The 18,546-nt window shown below is 62.1% G+C and carries 15 protein-coding genes; 11 read left to right on the forward strand and 4 right to left on the reverse strand.

Annotated features, from left to right (window positions below; all coding sequences use genetic code 11):
* The first annotated feature begins 60 nt into the window (after window positions 1–60).
* Entirely contained in the window at window positions 61–1,353 is a 1,293-nt protein-coding gene (gene cytX / locus LOY35_RS02575; RefSeq protein WP_258630358.1) for a putative hydroxymethylpyrimidine transporter CytX, read from the forward strand.
* Here cytX and LOY35_RS02580 read toward each other — a convergent pair.
* On the reverse strand, window positions 1,322–2,065 hold the full coding sequence (locus LOY35_RS02580) for a DUF3298 domain-containing protein (protein ID WP_258630366.1): 744 nt from the start codon (window positions 2,063–2,065) through the stop codon (window positions 1,322–1,324). The genes cytX and LOY35_RS02580 overlap by 32 nt on opposite strands.
* A gap of 212 nt (window positions 2,066–2,277) precedes the next feature.
* On the opposite strand from LOY35_RS02580, the gene LOY35_RS02585 reads away from it, so the two are divergent.
* The 9 genes from LOY35_RS02585 to LOY35_RS02625 all read left to right on the forward strand — a co-directional run bounded on the left by LOY35_RS02585 (window position 2,278) and on the right by LOY35_RS02625 (window position 12,450).
* Entirely contained in the window at window positions 2,278–2,895 is a 618-nt protein-coding gene (locus tag LOY35_RS02585) for an NUDIX domain-containing protein (protein ID WP_258630367.1), read from the forward strand.
* The gene (locus LOY35_RS02590) at window positions 2,886–3,338 is read left to right on the forward strand and encodes a DUF1249 domain-containing protein (RefSeq protein ID WP_024781420.1); all 453 of its coding nucleotides are present in this window, start codon (window positions 2,886–2,888) and stop codon (window positions 3,336–3,338) included. The genes LOY35_RS02585 and LOY35_RS02590 overlap by 10 nt, the downstream gene beginning before the upstream one ends.
* A gap of 111 nt (window positions 3,339–3,449) precedes the next feature.
* Entirely contained in the window at window positions 3,450–4,265 is an 816-nt protein-coding gene (gene cpdA / locus LOY35_RS02595) for a 3',5'-cyclic-AMP phosphodiesterase (RefSeq protein ID WP_258630370.1), read from the forward strand.
* Window positions 4,266–4,856: 591 nt separating this feature from the next.
* Window positions 4,857–5,213, forward strand: coding sequence for a DUF6124 family protein (locus LOY35_RS02600; RefSeq protein WP_258630373.1), 357 nt, complete (start codon window positions 4,857–4,859; stop codon window positions 5,211–5,213).
* 456 nt (window positions 5,214–5,669) lie between these two features.
* Window positions 5,670–6,278 carry a YqiA/YcfP family alpha/beta fold hydrolase gene (locus LOY35_RS02605; protein WP_047700387.1) on the forward strand — a complete coding sequence of 203 codons (609 nt, stop codon included), beginning with the start codon at window positions 5,670–5,672 and terminating at the stop codon, window positions 6,276–6,278.
* 42 nt (window positions 6,279–6,320) lie between these two features.
* Window positions 6,321–8,225, forward strand: a complete 1,905-nt coding sequence (parE, locus tag LOY35_RS02610; RefSeq protein ID WP_258630379.1) for a DNA topoisomerase IV subunit B — start codon at window positions 6,321–6,323, stop codon at window positions 8,223–8,225.
* Window positions 8,225–9,211, forward strand: coding sequence for an esterase-like activity of phytase family protein (locus LOY35_RS02615; RefSeq protein WP_258630381.1), 987 nt, complete (start codon window positions 8,225–8,227; stop codon window positions 9,209–9,211). The genes parE and LOY35_RS02615 overlap by 1 nt, the downstream gene beginning before the upstream one ends.
* Before the next feature lie 84 nt (window positions 9,212–9,295).
* A complete protein-coding gene (parC, locus tag LOY35_RS02620) occupies window positions 9,296–11,560 on the forward strand; it encodes a DNA topoisomerase IV subunit A (protein ID WP_258630387.1) in 2,265 nt (754 codons plus the stop codon).
* Window positions 11,561–11,739: 179 nt separating this feature from the next.
* Window positions 11,740–12,450 (forward strand): membrane integrity-associated transporter subunit PqiC, encoded by a 711-nt coding sequence (locus tag LOY35_RS02625; protein WP_258630392.1) that lies wholly within the window; start codon window positions 11,740–11,742, stop codon window positions 12,448–12,450.
* 227 nt (window positions 12,451–12,677) lie between these two features.
* On the opposite strand, the gene LOY35_RS02630 is transcribed toward LOY35_RS02625, so the two are convergent.
* Window positions 12,678–14,189 carry an AhpA/YtjB family protein gene (locus tag LOY35_RS02630; protein WP_258630394.1) on the reverse strand — a complete coding sequence of 504 codons (1,512 nt, stop codon included), beginning with the start codon at window positions 14,187–14,189 and terminating at the stop codon, window positions 12,678–12,680.
* A 133-nt stretch (window positions 14,190–14,322) separates the two neighbouring features.
* Between LOY35_RS02630 and serB the strand changes: the two genes are divergently transcribed.
* On the forward strand, window positions 14,323–15,537 hold the full coding sequence (gene serB / locus LOY35_RS02635; RefSeq protein WP_258630397.1) for a phosphoserine phosphatase SerB: 1,215 nt from the start codon (window positions 14,323–14,325) through the stop codon (window positions 15,535–15,537).
* A gap of 64 nt (window positions 15,538–15,601) precedes the next feature.
* On the opposite strand, the gene LOY35_RS02640 is transcribed toward serB, so the two are convergent.
* Together LOY35_RS02640 and asd are read right to left on the reverse strand one after the other, a co-directional pair.
* Window positions 15,602–17,359: a molecular chaperone gene (locus LOY35_RS02640; protein WP_258630398.1), complete on the reverse strand. Its 1,758-nt coding sequence runs from the start codon at window positions 17,357–17,359 to the stop codon at window positions 15,602–15,604.
* A 316-nt stretch (window positions 17,360–17,675) separates the two neighbouring features.
* Window positions 17,676–18,536, reverse strand: coding sequence for an archaetidylserine decarboxylase (gene asd / locus LOY35_RS02645; protein WP_258630401.1), 861 nt, complete (start codon window positions 18,534–18,536; stop codon window positions 17,676–17,678).
* Window positions 18,537–18,546: the final 10 nt, after the last annotated feature.

The raw sequence follows: 18,546 nt of genomic DNA on the forward strand, positions 1-18,546 counted from the left end.
GAGCGAGCCTGCTCGCGATAGCGGTCGCTAAAACAATAGATATCCTCTGAGATAACCCCCTTGAACATCCAACCCAGCACCTACTCCCCCGACATCGCCGTCCCCACGGACAAACGCGTCTTCGGCGCCCGCGATCTCTTCTCTCTGTGGTTCTCCCTCGGCATCGGCCTGATGGTCTTGCAGGTCGGTGCCTTGCTGGCACCGGGCCTGGGCCTGGGCGGTTCGTTGCTGGCGATTTTCCTCGGCACGCTGGTGGGCGTCCTGCTGCTGGCGGCCGTCGGGGTGATCGGCAGCGACACCGGCCTGTCGGCCATGGCCGCCCTCAAGCTCAGCCTGGGCCGCAAAGGCGCGAGCGTGCCGGCGGTATTGAACCTGCTGCAGCTGATCGGCTGGGGCTCGTTCGAAATCATCGTCATGCGCGACGCCGCCAGCCTGCTAGGCGCCCGGGCCTTCGGCGAAGGCAGCCTCGGGGCGACTCCGCTGCTGTGGACCTTGTTCTTCGGTGCCCTGGCCACCTTGCTCGCGGTGAGCGGGCCGTTGACCTTCGTGCGCAAAGTGCTGCGCAAATGGGGCATCTGGTTGCTGCTGGCGGCCTGCATCTGGCTGACCTGGAACCTGTTCGCCAAGGCCGACCTGGCGGCGCTGTGGGCCCAGGCTGGCGACGGCTCGATGCCCTTGGCCGTGGGCTTTGATATCGCGATTGCCATGCCGTTGTCCTGGCTGCCGCTGATCGCCGACTACTCACGCTTCGGCAAGCGCGCCAGGAATGTCTTCGGCGGCACGGCACTGGGGTTCTTCATCGGTAACTTCTGGCTGATGAGCCTGGGCGTGGCCTACACCCTGGCGTTCGCGCCGAGCGGTGAAGTCAATGCGCTGTTGCTGGCCCTGGCGGGCGCGGGATTGGGCATTCCACTGCTGCTGATTCTGCTGGACGAGTCGGAAAACGCGTTTGCCGACATCCATTCGGCGGCGGTGTCCAGCGGCATGTTGTCGGGCTTGAAGGTCGAGCACCTGGCGTTGGCGATTGGTGTCATCTGCACCCTGATCGCCTGCGTCGCGCCGTTGGCGCAGTACCAGAACTTCCTGTTGCTGATCGGCTCGGTGTTCGCACCGCTGTTCGGCGTGGTACTGGTGGACCACTTCATCCTGCGCAAACGCAGCAGCCAGGTGGTCTCAGCTTCGTTGCGCTGGCCGGCGCTGTTGGCCTGGTTGGGTGGGGTGAGTACTTATCACGTGCTGGCCAATTTCTACCCCGACATCGGCGCAACCCTGCCGTCGCTGGTCCTGGCAGGGCTGCTGCAACTGTTGCTGGGCCGGGCTTTCAGCTACGGCCGGGAAACAGCTCGGGTTTGAGAATGCCATTGAGGCGGGGGTAAGCGATCTTCAATTCGATGTGGCCCAGGGCGTAAGGCGCAATGGTGCTGGTTTCGTACTTGAGGATCACCCCGCCGTAGGTCAGCGCCACGTTCTGGGTTTTCTGGAAGTGCCACTGCTTCATGAACTCCGGCTCCTGATCCAGCTTGGTGCTGATCAGCCAGCTGTTATGCGCCACCTGGGCCGCTTTCCAGAACGCTTCTTCCTGGCCCGGCAGCAGCATGTCCGACAGCGCCAGTACCTTGTGCTGCTGGCGCGAATAATTGATGAACCCGCGCCCCGGCGTGCCATGGGCGCCGCCGGTGTCCAGGTAACTGGACAACTCGATGATCACCAGGCCGTCATGTTGCTCACGTACCTTGGCCTGCAAGTAGCTGCTGGTGCGCGACGCGGCGTTGCGCAAGAACTGCTCGCGATACGCCGCCAGCGTTGGCGCCGCCGGCGTGTCGGGTGTGTGGGTCATTTGCAGCAGGCGCTTTTCGACGATACCGTCCAGGGCCGGCTCGGCGGGAAAGTGCACGGTGTCGATGTTCACCAGCGGACAGTCGGCACTGGCGCAGCCTTGCTGCAATTGCTCCGAGGCATCGCGGGTGGTTTCCAGTGGCGTGCGATAGTTGGGTTGGAACAGGCTTTGGCAAGCACCCAGTGTCAGGGCAATGGCGGCCAGCGAAGCAATTCTGAAAAGCGACATGGGCGTCCTTCATGAAACGGGGAAAGGCAAAAAGTTACCCGCTTCGACTGTCAGCAGGGCAATCAGTTCGCCACTAAACTCATTAGAATTCTTTCACCTCCCGCCGTCCATCCCGATGAGAGGAAAGGGGCTGCATCAAGGGTACGGGCGCGTTAGGATGGCGCGAAGCCGAGGTAGGAACCTCGCATCGATTGCTTCAGACGAGGACTGCCATGACTGATTTCGCCAACGCCACACCGACCACCGTGGACATTGTCAAACGCGACAGCTGCTATCAGGGTTTCTACAAACTCGATCGCGTCCAGTTGCGCCATGAGTTGTTCGCCGGCGGCATGAGCCGTGAAATCAGCCGTGAGTTGTTCGTGCGCCATGATGCGGTGTGCGTCTTGCCCTACGACCCACAGCGCGATGAGGTGGTGCTGATCGAACAGTTTCGTGTCGGCGCCATGGGCAAGACCCCCAATCCTTGGCTGGTGGAGCTGGTGGCGGGCCTGATCGACAAGGACGAACAACCGGAAGAAGTTGCTCATCGTGAAGCGCAGGAGGAAGCTGGGCTGGACTTCGCTGCGCTTTGGCCGATGACCAAGTATTTCCCATCGCCGGGCGGCAGCGACGAGTTTGTCCATCTTTACCTGGGGCGTTGCGACAGCACGGGGGCCGGCGGCCTGCACGGGCTTGTAGAGGAAGCCGAAGACATTCGCGTGAAGGCCTGGGCTTTCGAGGACGCCTTGCAGGCGGTGCGCGACGGACGGATCTGCAACGCGGCCAGCATCATTGCCTTGCAATGGCTGGCCTTGAATCGCGATGAAGTGAGGGGGCTATGGTCTTAAGCAAGCTGCGCGATCGCTATCGCGTCGATCTGGTCGGGCTGCAAGCCGCCTGCGAGGCCAACTACGCCCGCCTGATGCGCTTGCTGCCGGACATGCGCAACGACCCGGCGCCGCGCCGCATCGCCGTGACCCACGGCGACCAGATGCTCGGCGTACTGGCGCTCGAAGTGCTGCAGACCTGCCCGTACACCACCACCTTGCAAGTGCGCCAGGAACACAGCCTGCCCTGGCTGCCGGTGCCGCAGCTGGAGGTTCAGGTCTATCACGATGCGCGCATGGCCGAAGTGGTGAGCGCCGAGCATGCAAGACGCTTTCGTGGCATCTATCCTTACCCCAATGCCTCGATGCACCAGCCGGACGAAAAGGCCCAGTTGAATCTGTTCCTGGGTGAATGGCTGAGTCATTGCCTGGCGCTGGGTCACGAGTTCGAAGTGGTTCGCTAGCGCAGTGCGCTGTCTGTGAACCGGTTCCGGTTCGCGGGTTTCCCCTTTCGATCATCCCCAGCATAATTGCGACTTCATCCAATGGCGTGATCGCGCCTGGGAGAGAGCGATTTGCCGAGCGTATCCACCTTGACCACCGCCGATCCGGTGTTGCTGGTCCAACTGTCCGACAGCCACCTGTTCGCCGAGGCCGACGCTTCGTTGCTGGGCATGAACACCCGCGACAGTCTGCGGGCGGTGATTGACCTGGTTCTGGAGCAGCAGCCGAACATCGACCTGATGCTTGCCACCGGGGATCTGTCCCAGGACGGGACGCTGCAATCCTATGAAGCATTCCGGCAGATGAGTGCGCGGATCGACGCGCCGGCGCGCTGGATTCCGGGTAACCATGATGAGCCCCAGGTGATGCTTCAGGCGGCGGTCCAGAGCACGTTGCTTGATCCGGTGGTGGACATTGGGAATTGGCGCATCACGCTGCTGGATTCTGCGGTGCCGGGTTCGGTGCCGGGGTTCCTCGCGGAAGAACAGTTGGTCCTGTTGGCCAATGCCTTGAGTGAGGCGCCGGAGCGGCATCATCTGGTGTGTCTGCATCATCATCCGGTGTCGATCGGGTGTGAGTGGATGGAGCCTATCGGGTTGCGTAATCCGGATGCGCTGTTTGCGGTGTTGGATCGGTTTCCGCAGGTGCGTGCGGTGCTTTGGGGGCATGTGCATCAGGAGATCGATCAGGTGCGTGAGGGGGTGCGTTTGTTGGCTTCGCCTTCGACCTGTATTCAGTTTGAGCCTGGGGCTGTGGATTTTGCGGTGGGGGAGCAGGCGCCGGGGTATCGGTGGTTGCGGCTTCTGCCGGATGGGCGGTTGGAGACGGGGGTTGAGCGGGTGGTGGGGTTTGGGTTTGTGGTTGATTATGGGGCCAATGGTTATTGAGGTTGTTGTCCGGGTACATATCCCTTGCTGCGGTAACGGCGGCTTACGGTTCCGCCCTTACGGCGGGTTACTTTTGGCAAACGCCCCAAAAGTAACCAAAAGGTCTTGGCCCCACCACTCGGCACCTCGCCAAGGCGAGGTGTTCCCTCACTCCGGCATTGCTCCGTGGGCCCGCCGCGAAGGGCCATCCATGGCCCAGCGCGGCTAACCCGGCATCCATGCCGGGTTGCCCACTGCGCAATGCCTGCGTTCGGCCGTCGTGGTTAACGGGGCCCAAAGATCAAAAGCAAAGCAAAAGCAAAAGCAAAAGCAACGGCGAGGCGGCCTTGTGGCCGGCCTGTCTTGCGGCTGACCTTGATCCCCTGTGGGAGCGGGCTTGCTCGCGAAGGCGGCCTGAAGAACGACCTGTCTCTTGGGCCATACCTCGTCCCATTGTGGGAGCGAGCCTGCTCGCGATGGCGGCTTTACAGTCGACCTAAATCTGTGGGAATGGTCGGACGCCCAGGCAGATTTTTCCAGCCCTCGCATAGCTGCCACCTCTCGACTGGAAAACGAGACGTGGCGGTTCCACTTGGTAAAAGGAACCTCACCATGTTCAAAGTTACCCCCAATCCCCCAAAAACCGATCCCACCTCACCCCACACCGGCCTCGACGCCAAAAAACTCGACGAAGCCGCCGAACGCGCCCTCAACTTCTACCTCGCCCCAGAACCCCAGGCCAAAAAGAAACCATCCCCCGGTCAGCTATTCACCGTCGTCGAAGACCTGGACAGCGAAACCCTCCTGGCCAGCCTCAGCGAAACCCTGGCCTCCGCCAATGCGATGCTCAGCGACCTAGCCTTCAACCTCGAAGGCTCCAGCCGGCATATAGCCTTCGGCGTCCAGCAGATGGTCGAACTCAGCGAATTGCTGGCAAACCGAGCGCTGGACGTCGTCGACCCCCGATAGGCCAGACAACCTTTTGCTTTTGCTTTTGCTTTTGCTTTTGCTTTGCTTTTGCTTTTGCTTTTGATCTTGAACGCCCCATTAACCACGCTGGCCGAACGCAGGTATTGCGTAGTGGGTAACCCGGCATGGATGCCGGGTTAGCCGCGCTGGGCCATGGATGGCCCTTCGCGGCGGCCCACGGAGCAATGCCGGAGTGAGGGCACACCGAGCGTAGGCGAGGTGCCGAGTGGTGGGGCACAGACCTTTGGTTACTTTGGGGCGTTTGCCAAAGTAACCCGCCGTAAGGGCGGAACCGTAAGTGGCCGTTACCGCAGCAATGGATATGTACCCAGTAAGGCCGCCATCGCGAGCAGGCTCGCTCCCACAAAAAGCTGGGATAAATCCATCGCCACGGAAAGCATGCCCCCCAATCTCCCTGTAAACTCCGGCCTTTGCCCCCAAACCCAGGGAGTTGGCATGTCCGCTTCGATCCTCTACATCCACGGCTTCAACAGCGCCCCAGCCTCAACCAAGGCCCGTCAACTCATCGACGTGATGACCCGCCTGGGCCTGGGCGATCAGCTGCAAGTGCCAGCCCTGCACCACCACCCCCGCGAAGCCATGGCCCAATTGGAACAGGCAATTGCACAACTGGGACGGCCGCTGCTGGTCGGCAGCTCGCTCGGCGGCTACTATGCGACACACTTGGCCGAGCGCCACGGCCTCAAGGCACTGTTGATCAACCCTGCGGTCAGCCCCCATCGGATGTTCGACGGCTACCTGGGCACGCAAAAGAACTTGTACACCGATGAAACCTGGGAATTGACCCACGACCACGTCACGGCCCTGGCCGCGTTGGAAGTGCCGGCGCCCCAGGATCCGCAGCGGTATCAGGTATGGTTGCAAACCGGTGACGAAACGCTGGATTATCGCCACGCCCAGCAGTATTACCGTGCTTGTGCCTTGCGCATCCAGGCCGGCGGCGACCACAGTTTCCAGGGGTTTGCCCAACAATTGCCGGCGCTGTTGAGTTTTGCCGGTATTGGCGCCGATTTGTACCAGGCGATCGACTTCACCTCGCTGTGAGCCATCGCCCCTTTTTCATTCGAACACTGACGACGAGACCCCATGGCCACTCCCAGCGCTAGCTCTTATAACGCAGACGCCATCGAAGTCCTCTCGGGCCTCGACCCGGTGCGCAAGCGCCCCGGCATGTACACCGACACCAGTCGGCCGAACCACCTCGCCCAGGAAGTCATCGACAACAGCGTCGACGAAGCCTTGGCCGGGCACGCCAAATCGGTGCAGGTCATCCTGCACGCCGACCATTCGCTGGAAGTCAGCGATGACGGCCGTGGCATGCCGGTGGACATTCACCCTGAAGAAGGGGTGTCGGGTGTCGAGCTGATCCTCACCAAGCTCCATGCGGGCGGTAAGTTCTCCAACAAGAACTACCAGTTCTCCGGCGGTCTGCACGGGGTGGGTATTTCCGTGGTCAACGCCTTGTCGACCCAGGTCCGGGTGCGGGTCAAGCGTGACGGCAACGAATACCAGATGACCTTCGCCGATGGCTACAAGGCCTCCGAGCTGGAAGTGGTCGGCAGTGTCGGCAAGCGCAACACCGGCACCAGCGTGTATTTCGCGCCGGATCCGAAGTATTTCGATTCTCCGAAGTTCTCCGTCAGCCGCCTCAAGCATGTGCTCAAGGCCAAGGCCGTGTTGTGCCCGGGGTTGTTGGTCAGTTTCGAGGACAAGGCCACCGGCGAGAAAGTCGAGTGGCATTACGAAGATGGCCTGCGCTCCTATCTGGTGGACGCGGTCAGTGGTTTTGAACGTCTGCCCGACGGGCCGTTCTGCGGCAGCCTGGCGGGTAACAAGGAAGCGGTGGACTGGGCGCTGTTGTGGTTGCCCGAGGGAGGCGAGAGCGTCCAGGAAAGCTACGTCAACCTGATCCCCACGGCCCAGGGCGGTACCCACGTCAATGGTTTGCGCCAGGGCCTGCTCGATGCGATGCGTGAGTTCTGCGAGTTCCGCAACCTGCTGCCCCGTGGGGTGAAGCTGGCGCCGGAGGATGTGTGGGAGCGCATTGCCTTCGTGCTGTCGATGAAGATGCAGGAGCCACAGTTCTCCGGGCAGACCAAGGAACGCCTGTCGTCCCGTGAAGCAGCGGCGTTCGTGTCCGGTGTGGTCAAGGATGCGTTCAGCCTGTGGCTCAATGCCAACCCGGAAACCGGCCTGGCCCTGGCGGAGCTGGCGATCAGCAATGCCGGCCGTCGTCTCAAGGCCAGCAAGAAGGTCGAGCGCAAGCGCATCACCCAGGGGCCGGCGTTGCCGGGCAAGCTCGCCGATTGTGCCGGGCAGGACCCGATGCGTTCCGAGCTGTTCCTGGTGGAAGGTGACTCCGCCGGTGGTTCGGCCAAGCAGGCGCGGGACAAGGAGTTCCAGGCGATCCTGCCGCTGCGGGGCAAGATCCTCAACACTTGGGAAGTGGACGGCAGCGAAGTGCTGGCCAGCCAGGAAGTGCACAACATCGCCGTGGCCATCGGGGTCGACCCGGGTGCCGAGGACATGAGCCAGCTGCGCTACGGCAAGATCTGCATCCTCGCCGACGCCGACTCCGATGGCCTGCACATCGCAACCTTGCTGTGCGCCTTGTTCGTCCAGCATTTCCGTCCGCTGGTGGACGCCGGTCATGTCTACGTCGCGATGCCGCCGCTGTACCGTATCGACCTGGGCAAGGAAATCTATTACGCCCTGGACGAAGCCGAGCGTGACGGCATCCTTGATCGCCTCGTGGCCGAGAAGAAGCGCGGCAAGCCGCAGGTCACCCGATTCAAGGGCCTGGGCGAGATGAATCCGCCACAGTTGCGCGAAACCACCATGGACCCGAACACCCGTCGCCTGGTACAGCTGACTCTGGACGATTTCGCCGCGACGTCGGAGATGATGGACATGCTGCTGGCGAAGAAACGCGCTGGTGATCGCAAGTCCTGGCTCGAGTCCAAGGGCGACCTGGCCGAGGTGTTGGCCTGATGCGCAACGGTTTCACCCTGGCGCTGTTGCTGTGGGCGGGAGCCGTCTTCGCTGGGCCGGCACCGGAACTGAAGTTGCTGTCCGAGCACGCTGTCGACGGCCTGCGCGGCGGCAATCTGTCCGGTCTGGCCCTCTGCGGCGATGAGATGTGGACGGTGTCTGATCGCGACGATGATCGCATTTATCGCCTGGACACCTCCGGCGATGGGGCCTGGCCTGCCCAGGCGTTGATCATCGACGTGCCGCAGGTGCCGGACAGCGGTTTGCCCTGGGGGCTGCGATCGCGCACCTGGGCGGCATCGTTCCTGCGCGGTGGCGAGCTGGATTTCGAAGGCATCAGTTGCGACAGCGCCGGCAACCGTTATGTGGTCAGCGAATCCCACGCCGCCGTGTTGCAGGTGCCGCCGTTGGGCGAAGTCTCCTGGCTGAAGATTGCACCGACGATGATCCGCGAGGCCCGTGCCAGTGGCATGCTGTTGCACTTCAATGCGCTGTTCGAAGGCCTGGCGGTGAACCCGGCCGGTGACCGGTTGTGGTTGGCGGCGGAGCGGGAGCGGCGTGGCTTGCTGATGATCAAGCGTCAGCAAACGGTGTGGGATTGTGACGGTCATTGTGTGTTGCTGAGCGAAGCGGGGCAGGAAATGCAGCCGGCGCAGTTTCCCAATGCCAAGGCCGTGTCCCGGGACTTTGCCGACCTGTCCTTGTTCGACGGCAAGTTGTTCACCCTTGAGCGCAACGCCTATCAGATCTGCCGCCGCGACCCCCAGACCGCTGAAGTCGAGCGTTGCTGGTCGTTTGCCGCCGAGGCCTTGCAGGACAATCGTCGCTATTCCCAGGCCTATGGGCTGGCCGAGGCCCTGGTGGTGGACGCCAAGGGCGCCTGGGTTGGCCTGGACAACAATGACGGGCCGCGTGCCGACGGCGAGGAGCGGCCGATCATCTGGCGCTTCGCCGCACCCGATGGTGGCTGGAACGCCGCGCCATGAATCTGCACGCCCTGAACACATTTGAATCTACCCAGCGCGGCGGCATCATGCCGTTGCGCCAGACAACGAACTGATGAGGCCCGCATGAGCGACATTCTTGCAGACAGCTTGGACGGCGTAGAGCGCCGATCGCTGGCTGACTTCACCGAAAATGCCTACCTCAATTACTCCATGTACGTGATCATGGACCGCGCCTTGCCGCACATCGGCGACGGCTTGAAGCCGGTTCAGCGACGGATCATCTATGCCATGAGCGAGCTGGGGCTGGACGCCGATTCCAAGCACAAGAAGTCGGCGCGGACCGTCGGTGACGTGCTCGGCAAGTTCCACCCCCACGGCGATTCGGCCTGCTACGAAGCCATGGTGTTGATGGCCCAGCCGTTCAGCTATCGCTACACCTTGGTGGATGGCCAGGGTAACTGGGGTGCGCCGGACGATCCCAAGTCGTTCGCGGCCATGCGTTACACCGAGGCGCGGTTGTCGCGTTATTCCGAAGTGCTGCTCAGCGAGCTGGGCCAGGGCACGGCGGACTGGGGGCCAAACTTCGACGGCACCCTCGATGAACCTCTGGTGTTGCCGGCACGTTTGCCGAATATCCTGCTCAATGGCACCACCGGCATTGCCGTGGGCATGGCCACTGACGTGCCGCCCCACAACCTGCGGGAAGTGGCCACGGCGTGCGTGCGTCTGTTGGACGAGCCGAAAGCCACGGTGGAGCAGCTCTGCGAGCACATCCAGGGCCCGGACTATCCGACCGAAGCGGAAATCATCACCCCGCGCGCCGACCTGTTGAAGATCTACGAGAGCGGCCGGGGTTCGGTGCGCATGCGCGCCGTGTATCACGTCGAAGACGGCGACATCATTGTCACCGCGTTGCCACACCAGGTATCCGGGGCCAAGGTCCTGGAGCAGATTGCCGCGATGATGCAGGCAAAACCGTCGAAAGCCCCTCAAGTGGCCGACTTGCGTGACGAATCGGACCACGAGAACCCGTGCCGCATCGTGATCATTCCGGTCAACAGCCGGGTCGACCACGACGCCTTGATGCAACACCTGTTCGCCAGTACCGATCTGGAGTCCAGCTACCGGGTCAACATCAACATCATCGGCCTGGACGGCAAGCCGCAGTTGAAGAACCTGCGGGCATTGTTGGTGGAATGGCTGGAGTTTCGCGTCAAAACGGTGCGTCGACGCTTGCAGTTCCGCCTGGACAAGGTCGAGCGCCGCCTGCACCTGTTGGACGGTTTGCTGATTGCCTACCTCAACCTGGACGAAGTGATTCACATCATCCGCACCGAGGAGCACCCGAAGGCGAGCCTGATCGAGCGCTTTGCCCTGAGCGAAATCCAGGCCGACTACATTCTCGATACCCGCCTGCGGCAACTGGCGCGGCTGGAAGAGATGAAGTTGCGCGCCGAGCAGGATGAATTGCTCAAGGAGCAGGCCAAGCTGCTGGCCCTGCTGGGCAGCGAGGCCAAGCTCAAGAAGCTGGTGCGCACCGAGCTGCTCAAGGACGCCGAAACCTATGGCGACGACCGTCGTTCGCCTATCGTCGAGCGCGCCGAGGCCAAGGCCCTGAGCGAACACGATCTGCTGCCGAACGAAAAAGTGACCGTCGTGCTGTCGGAAAAAGGCTGGGTGCGCTCTGCAAAGGGGCACGACATCGACGCGGCGGGGCTTTCCTACAAGGCCGGGGACGGTTTCAAGGCTCTGGCGCCTGGGCGCTCGAACCAGTTTGCAGTGTTCATCGACTCCACCGGGCGCAGTTATTCGGTGGCGGCCCATACCCTGCCATCGGCCCGCGGCCAGGGCGAACCGCTGACCGGTCGTCTGACGCCACCACCGGGTGCAACTTTTGAATGTGTGCTGATGCCTGATGATGACGGGCTATACGTTATTGCGTCGGACGCCGGCTACGGGTTCGTCGTCAAGGGTGAAGACCTGCAAGCCAAGAACAAGGCGGGCAAGGCGTTGTTGAGCCTGCCGAACAACGCCAAGGTCATTGCGCCGCGCCCGGTCTCCGACCGGGATAACAATTGGCTGGCTTCGGTGACGACCGAAGGTAGGCTGTTGGTCTTCAAAATCAGCGACTTGCCACAATTAGGTAAAGGTAAAGGTAATAAGATCATCGGGATTCCCGGCGAACGGGTCGCCAGTCGTGAGGAATATGTCACGGATATTGCAGTGTTACCGGAGGGGGCCACGCTTGTGCTGCAGGCTGGAAAGCGTACGCTCTCACTCAAAGCAGACGATCTTGAGCATTACAAAGGTGAACGTGGTCGGCGGGGCAACAAGCTTCCAAGGGGTTTTCAGCGGGTCGATGCACTGCTCGTCGAAAACCTCAATTAAGCGTGCTAGACGGCTCGGTCTGCGATTAAAAGCCGCGGATCGATGCTTTCGCGCTGGAGTCGGAGCGCATATTCACGGATGATAGGCCCTTTCAAGCGCCGGCGTGGCCGAGCGTTCTTCATAATGACCGAGTATTTTTTCACTGTGGTAAGCCTTGTGGCCGCCACCTGGATGGAACGATGACTGCTCTGCGCCTTCCTATTCTATGGCTCGCCGGCCTGCTTGGCCTGGCGGGTTGCAGCGTCCATCAGCCGGTGTCGCTGTATCAACTTGACAGTGGCAACCCGGCCCAGCCTGCGCAAAGCACCGGCATGGCTGTATTGCTGGGTCCGGTGTCGATTGCTGACTATCTGCAACGCGAAACCCTGTTGCAACGCCAACCCGATGGTAGCCTGCAGGCTGCCACTGACGGCCGTTGGGCCGGCAGCCTCTCCTCGGACATCGACCAGTTGTTGCTGCGTCAGGTGGCCGGTCACCTGGACAGCCAGCGTGTGGTATTGGCGCCGGCCACCCAGGGGTTTACCCCGGATGTCCAGGTGCTGCTGTCGATCACCCGCCTGGATTCGGGCGAAGCGCAACCGGCGGTGCTCGATGCCCAATGGCGGTTGATCGACCGTCGCGGCAAGGTTCGTGAGAACCGCATCGTTCATCTGCAAGAACAACATACCGGTGGTACCGCTGCGCAGGTCCAGGCCCAGGGCGTTCTCCTGCAACGTCTGGCCGAGCAGTTGTCCGTGGCGCTCAAGCCATTGGCCAACCAGCCTCCACTGGTCGAGGCTGCACCGCGCAAGGCGGCTCCTTCCCAGGCCAAGCCCGCTGAACCGGAGAAGTCGCCAAAGCTCCCGATGGCCTTGCCGATTCGTACCGACATGGAAGTGTTCAGGTTCTGATCAGCGAACTGGATGCAAGACAAAGCCCGCGTTGATGCGGGCTTTGTTGTTTCTGGGAGATAGATCTTCGGTGCCTGTGCTGGCCTCATCGCGAGCAGGGCTCGCTCCCACAGGTCCTGCGCCGTCCTTGTGGGAGCGAGCCTGCTCGCGATGGGGCCAGTGACGGCGACAAAAAAGCCCGCAGACAATCACTCATCTGCGGGCTTCGTCATTCCAGCGACCGGAGTTCAGGTCTGGCGCTCATGCATCCGCGCCAGCTGCCGCTCCAGCATCGACGGGTACGGCTCCATCAAGCGCTCCACACAGCACGCACCTTCGGGGCTGGCGATAGGGCGGATGCGGGTGCGTTGGCGGACCAGGGCATCGTCGTTGATCTTGCGCTCCACCAGCAGCAGATTACGGCTGTGTTGCGACAGCGCCAGGGCATCCTGTGCGGTTTCGGTCAGCAACAGGTCGATCTGGCTCAGGCCGAACAGCTCATCGCCGAGGGTCAGGCCCAGTTGCAGTTGCAGGGTGATGCCGCTGTCGGCAACTTCGATCTGTAATTGATGACCCAGGGCTCGCAGCAGTTCACCGCAGCAAATGGCGTTGGTCAGGTAATCGTCGCCGCTGTCTTCGGTATGGAACAGCATCAGGGTGCTGCCGTCGTTCAGGGTGTGCAATTCACCCTGGTAGAGCGAGGCGGCCTGGTCGAGGCAATCGCGGTAGCGTTCGAGCAGTTCCTTCAGGCGGGCCTGGGGCAGGCGACGCAGTTGGTCCTGGGCGCCGAGCTGCACGGCCAACACGGCGCTGTGCTGTGGCTGGTTCGAAACGACAGGCCTGGCGACTTGCGGTTGCCCGGCAACCGACTCGTCCCGCAAGTCGGCGAAGGCGTCGTCGTCTTCTTCGTCTTCAACCGCCCGTACCACATGGCGAGGCGTGGGCCTGGACGTCGGCATCGGCTGGCTTTCGTCGAAGCCAGGATCGCGCAGGTTACGCACCTCGAACTCCGGTTCGGCTTCATCGTCAACGTAGTCGATGTCCTCGGGCTCCGGCACGGGCGCAGGTTCAGGTGCGAAGCTGGCGTGCAGCTGCCGCGCCAGATCGCCGATTTCATCCTGGCGCTGGGTGGCCGGGGTGTGTTCGTCGATGTCCCGCAGCCAGACGCGCAATTGCAGCAGTGGCGTGGAGAGATGCCGTCCCAGGCGCAGGCTCAAGGCCAGCGCCAGTGCCAGTAGTATCGCGCTGAGGATGCCCATGCTTTGCAGGCTGATGGTCATCGGTTGCTGGAACTGGTCCATGTCCAGGCTGATGCGCAGTTGTCCGGCGGTCACGTCCTGGAAGGTGATCTTGCTCTGGTACATGCCGCCGGACTCGCCCAGCAGGCCTGGCTTGGGACGCTGGCCGGCCTCGGCGAGGATGCGGTTGTCCACGCTGTAGATGGCGGCGTGGGCCACCAGCTTGTTCTTGGTCAGGTTGTTGAGCAGCACGTTGAGGCTGAGGATGTCGTTGGACACCAGCAGCTCGGTGGCGGACGTGGCGGTCTGGGTGGTCAGGCTCTCACCCAGGGCATCGGCTTGCTCGTGCATCGCCTGCTTGAACTGCAGGCCCATCACGCAGGCATAGATGACCAGGGCCAGGGCGACCAGGATCACGTTATGGCTGGCAATGCGCAATGCAATCGGCACGCGACGATGGCGCAGTGCACGGAAGATCAGCAGGAAGAAGTTATCGGTTTTGACTGGCGTGGGCCGGTTCACTGAGCTCGGCTCTTTGTCCGTGAAATTGACGCGCAGTATAGCGACAGCCCCATGACCGGCAAAGCACTGGCGGTGCCCGATGGTCACTGAAAGTGAGTAGAATGCGGTTTTTTTCCACCTGCGGGGGTGCGCCTTGCGCGAAATCGTCCTGATAAACATCACTGGCAGCGACCGTCCGGGTCTGACTGCGGCCATTACCGGCGTTCTGGCCCAGGGTGGTGTGAACATTCTAGACATCGGTCAGGCGGTGATTCACGACACCCTGTCCTTTGGCATCCTGGTTGAAATTCCGGATGCCGAACAGAGCAAGTCGGTGCTAAAGGACATCCTGTTCACCGCTTACAAGCTCGATCAACAGGTCCGTTTCACGCCGGTGTCCGAAGCGGACTACCAGCACTGGGTGGCTGGCCAGGGCAAGAAGCGCCATATCGTGACCCTGTTGACCCGCAAGGTCACCGCGGAGCAGTTGCAGCGCGTCAGTTCGATCACCGCCCAATACGGCCTGAACATCGATCACATCGACCGCTTGTCCGGGCGCATGCCGCTGGACACGCCAGCGGACCAGGGCAAGGGCTGCATTGAATTTTCCGTGCGTGGCGAGCCGAACGATTCCCAGGCGTTGCGTGCCGAATTCCTGAGCGTGGCCCAGGAGCTGAACGTCGACATCGCGTTTCAGGAAGACTCGCTATTCCGTCGTAACCGTCGCCTGGCGGTGTTCGACATGGATTCGACCTTGATCGAAGCGGAAGTCATCGACGAACTGGCCAAGGCCGCGGGCGTGGGCGACAAGGTGTCGGCCATCACCGAGCGGGCCATGGCCGGCGAACTGGACTTCCGCGCCAGCTTCAAGGAGCGCCTGGCGCTGCTGCAAGGTCTGGACGTCAGTGTGCTGGACGCCATCGGCGCCTCCCTGCGCTTGACCGAGGGGGCCGAGACCTTGTTCGCCGAACTCAAGCGCCTGGGCTACAAGACGGCGATCCTGTCCGGTGGCTTCACCTACTTCGCCAAGCAGTTGCAGGTCAAGCTCGGCATCGACTACGTGTTCGCCAACGAACTGGAAGTGGTGGACGGCAAGGTGACCGGCGTGGCTGTCGAGCCCATCGTCGATGCCCAGCGCAAGGCGGACCTGCTGCGCGAACTGGCCGAGAAGGAAGGCCTGCGCCTGGAGCAGACCATCGCCGTGGGCGATGGCGCCAATGACTTGCCGATGCTGGCGATAGCGGGTCTGGGCGTGGCGTTCCGGGCCAAACCGCTGGTCAAGCAATCGGCCAGGCAGGCGATCTCGACCCTGGGGCTGGATGGGGTGTTGTACCTACTCGGTTTCAGGGATCGCGACGGGCAGCTCTGAGCCCAAGAAATCCCTCTGTGGCGAGGGGATAAATCCCCTCGCCACAGAGGTGTTCAGTTGTCTGTTAAAGCGACTTCCACAACGAATCGAAATCTCCTTCCTGGTCGCCGCCACCCCCGGCGGGGCCGGTATCCTCCTGGTGATAGGCAAACTGATTGAAGCTGTGGGTGCTGGTCACCCGTCGGTCCAGGCCGGCCCGCAATTCCTGGCCGTTGGTATTGATCAGGACCTGTTGTCCCTCCTGGAACGGCAGACGCGGGGCGATCATGGTTGCGGGTAGTTCGATGGCGCTGATTTCCGGCAACAACAATCCCCGCAGGTAATGGCTGGGTTCGCTCTTCTCCCGGACCAATTGCACGCCGCAAGGCTGAGCATAGGGAGCGACCAGTTCAATGCCCATCTGCATGGCGCCGCCGCGAACCTGGCGGATCCAGCGCACTACCGCGACGCTCCAGGCTTGATCGTTGGTGTCCCGAATGCCGATCATTTCCCCGGCCTGCAATTGTTCTGGTACTTCTTTCGGCCAGCCCAGGCAGTAGCCCCCGGGGCTGTGGTTGACGATCGGCAGTTCGTAGGTGGGAAAGTGATGCTGGTTGTCCGACCCGCTACCCTCTTCATCGGCTGGGTTGACCGGGTACTCGATTTCTTCGTAGGGCAGCATATCGCTGTCCCCGGCAGGGGCGGCGTCGAAGGCTTGCTTCCAGGTGTCGCTGGTCTTGCTGGGCGAAGCTTCGAAGCGGGCCTTGCGGGTGACGGGAGTCTTCAGGATTTCGCTGAAGGAACGTTCGCCGCCGAGGTAATAGTGCAATGCGCTCATGCCTACGCATATGGTCAGCGTGCCATTGCCTTCGGTGCGCTGGAAGCTGCGTTCGACGGCTTCACCCCAAGCGGCTTGCAGATGCTGCAAGGTATCGGTGTTCATGCCGCCAGGTACCGGCAGGGTGTGTTCGGCAGGCCGCTCCAGATGGATGGTGATAGCGCGCACCAGCGGTTCGAGGTCGACACCCAGCAGGCCCGGCTGTTGCTCGGCCCTGAACTTGGAGCGGTAGCGCGGCCCGACATCCAGCTCCGGCGCGACGGCGAACAGGCTGGTGGTGCCGGTCGGGTCCAGCTTGATCCGCTGGCTCCAGGCTTCCAGCACTTCGGCCAGTCGTGCAATCTGCCCCTGGCGCAGCTGATTGCTGCGTGATGCGCCCAGCAGCAGGGCCACGACGTAGGTTTGCTCGGTGCTCAGTTGCTGGACCTGGCTGACCAACTCGTCGCTGACACTTTGGTGTTGCAACCGGTGCTGGCAGGCGATCCGGTACAACTGGTGCAGATCGAGCCATAGCCCTTCAGGCACCGGACTGTACAACTCGGTGGCGCGCAGCAGCGGACCGTTGAGGGCATGCGTCGCCCTTTGCAATGCGGTACTCAGCAGGCGGGCCCGGTCCTTGGTGAACTTCGGTGCGATGCGCGCAACGATCTGTTTGTAACCCATTGCCAGATGACTTTGCAGGGCCTGGCACAGGTTGACGATCTTGCGCGAGCGGTCATCGAGCACGATGGCCTGTTGCAGGAAATGCCGCTCCAGGTGCTTGCAGACGTAGTACACCTCGGGCCGCAGCAACTCGAGCAGTTGCAGGCGGTTCTCGCTGGGGGTGAGCAGCAGGTTGAGTTCGCCGATGGCCTGGTACAACAGGCGAGCCGTTTCGCCGATGTTGGCCTTGGGCAGGTTAGCAATCCATCGCTTGAGATCCCGTGGCGTAGCCTCGCAGAACGACAGGCGTGATTGCGTCGGGGTGGAAACGCGCAATAACGGGAGAGGGCTGGTCTCATTCATGCCGTGGACGGCTCCGGCTGGAAATGAAGGGGATGTCTTCAACTCTAGCAGGTGTTGCCGAAAGCAGTGTCCGATCTATTCCAGGTGTTACAGAACCTGTGGGGGCGGCGGGATCAGTCGGTATGGAGGTGACTGGCCTGACGCTATCGCGAGCAGGGCTCGCTCCCACAAGGGATCAGGGCTGAACAGAAGTCCAACAAACGCCACGAAGCAACTGTGCGAGCGAGCCTGCTCGCGATGGCGGCGGATCAGTCGGTATGGGGGTGACTGGCCTGACGCTATCGCGAGCAGGGCTCGCTCCCACGGGGGCGGTGGTTCAAGCCTTGGGCAGCGCCAAACCCTGGCCCATCCGCACTGGCGAGCCCGCCACCAGCTCTTCGGCCCACTTCACCTGGTCTGGCCCGAACAGCACGATGGCCGTCGAACCCAGTTTGAAGCGGCCCAGCTCGGCGCCTTTTTCCAGGTGGATCGGGGCACGGGACGCTTCGTCGTAGCGGAAGGTCTTCAGTTCGCGCTTGGGTGGCGTGACCAGCCCGGCCCAGACGGTTTCGATGGAGGCCACGATCATCGCGCCGACCAGCACCACGGCCATTGGTCCGCGTTCGGTGTCGAAGATGCACGCCACGCGTTCGTTGCGGGCGAACAGCTCTGGAACGTTTTCGGCGGTGGTCTGGTTGACCGAGAAGATGCGGCCCGGAATGTAGACCATTTCCCGCAAGGTGCCGGCCAGCGGCATGTGCACGCGGTGATAATCCTTGGGCGACAGGTAGATGGTCGCGAAATCGCCACCCATGAACGGCGCTGCGTTGGCCGAGTCGCCACCCAGCAGTTCCAGCACGCTGAAGCTGTGGCCCTTGGCCTGGAAAACCCGGCCGTGCTCGATAGGACCGAGCTGGCTGACGGCGCCATCGGCAGGGCTGAGGATCGCGCCCGGTGTTTCATCCAGCGGCCGTGCGCCTTCTTTCAAGGCGCGGGTGAAGAACGCATTGAAATGCTCGTAGGCGGTCAGGTCTTCCACCAGGGCCTGGGACATGTCCACCTGATAACGCTTGGCGAACCACTGGGTGAACGCATTCTTGAACCAACGTACGCGGCATTCGGCGATGCAGCCGGCCAAGCGTGACAGCAGGTGGTGGGGCAGCAGGTACTGAGTGATGATGAACAAACGGTTTTTCATTAAATGTCCT

Origin of the sequence: Pseudomonas sp. B21-028 (assembly GCF_024749045.1) — a bacterium.
Classification (GTDB): Bacteria; Pseudomonadota; Gammaproteobacteria; order Pseudomonadales; family Pseudomonadaceae; genus Aquipseudomonas.